Source organism: Pseudomonas sp. URMO17WK12:I6 (assembly GCF_003253625.1).
In the GTDB taxonomy this organism is placed as follows: Bacteria; Pseudomonadota; Gammaproteobacteria; order Pseudomonadales; family Pseudomonadaceae; genus Aquipseudomonas.
This window is the reverse complement of sequence record NZ_QKYZ01000038.1, coordinates 1-1,313: the sequence shown is the minus strand read 5'-3', so window position 1 is coordinate 1,313 and position 1,313 is coordinate 1. Positions and strand designations below refer to the sequence as shown.

Genomic DNA, 1,313 nt, shown 5'->3' with positions numbered 1-1,313 from the left:
TGTCTAGTCCTGAAATAGGTTTACACCTGTTTCACCCTCAAAACGCCCGATGCACCGCATCGGGCGTTTTGCATTTCAACGATAGGTGCGGACGTTTGCTGTTGTAGATGCTTATCGACTCGTCGACCATTCGAATCGCCTCGGCCAGATCTCTAGGTCGGTGAAGCAGAAACTCTGTCTTCAAGATCCCGTTCACACGCTCTGCCAAAGCGTTCTGATAACAGTCATACCCGTCGGTCATCGAGCACCTGATTCCATGTTTGGCGTGCAACTTCTGGTAGAGATCAGAGCAGTATTGCGAGCCGCGATCTGAGTGATGCACCAGCGTCTGATCCGTTCTTCTGCCCCGTAGAGCCTTACTCATCGCCTGGATGACCGATTCGGTGTGCAGGGTTTCATGCACGTGATGGCCGACGATTTTGCGAGAGTAGGCATCGGTCACCAAGCTCACATAGGCAACGCTTTGTTGGGTCGGCAAATAGGTGATGTCCGCCACCCAGACCTGCTCGGGTCCCGTGGCAGTCACTTGATCAGGGCCAGGTTTTAACCGGTTCGGATGTCGGCGGAAGCGATGATGGCTGTCAGTGGTCTTGTGATAGGCGCGCTTGCGAGGAACCAGTTGCCGATTGTCTCGCAAGATATCGAATAGCCGATCTCGACCTACCGTTTGCGTCAGCTCAGGCTCCGCCTGCATAAGGCCATGCAGCTTACGAGTGCCCAACCGGGGCATCTGAAGACGTGTTTCCAGGACAAAACCCAGCACTTTCTGAGCATGACTGGCTTGCGCGTCATGAGCCCGGTTTCGTTTGTAGTACGCCTGCCGGGATATACCCAGAAACTGGCAAGCCCTCTGAATGCTCAGGCCTTGGACTTGCCCTTGGGTGAGGACTTGCCGGATCGCTTTTTTATGATAGAAACCCCGTAATCGTTCTTCAACACGTCAACCACCGCTTCGAAGAATTGGGCTTTCTGATTGGCAAGGGCCAGTTTTTCCTCCAGCTCCTTGATTCGCTGCTCAGGGGTCAGCGGCAAACTTTGTTCGTCCATCGGTCGGCTCCTCTGGGCGCGAATAGAGGCGCCTTGGCTCCAGTCCTGCCGCCCATGCTTGCGTAACCACACCAGCACAGTCGACCGCCCCTGAATCCCGTAGCGCCGTTGAGCCTCTTTATAACTCAACTCGCCTTTTTCGACCTGATCGACGACTGCCAATTTAAAGCCCAGCGTGTAATCTCGCTGGCTGCGCCTTTTCCCCGTATCCATTGGTTCCTCCTGAAGATAAGTCAGAAGGTGTAAACCTTATTCAGGACGAGACA

1 protein-coding gene is annotated in these 1,313 nt (G+C 54.3%); it reads right to left on the bottom strand.

Annotated features, from left to right (window positions below; translation table 11 throughout):
* Positions 1 to 37: 37 nt before the first annotated feature.
* A protein-coding gene (locus F475_RS30160) for an IS3 family transposase (protein WP_177431145.1) occupies positions 38 to 1,260 on the bottom strand; the annotation gives its coding sequence in 2 pieces (ribosomal slippage) (positions 38 to 909 and positions 909 to 1,260; 1,224 coding nt in all).
* Between the last annotated feature and the right edge of the window lie 53 nt (positions 1,261 to 1,313).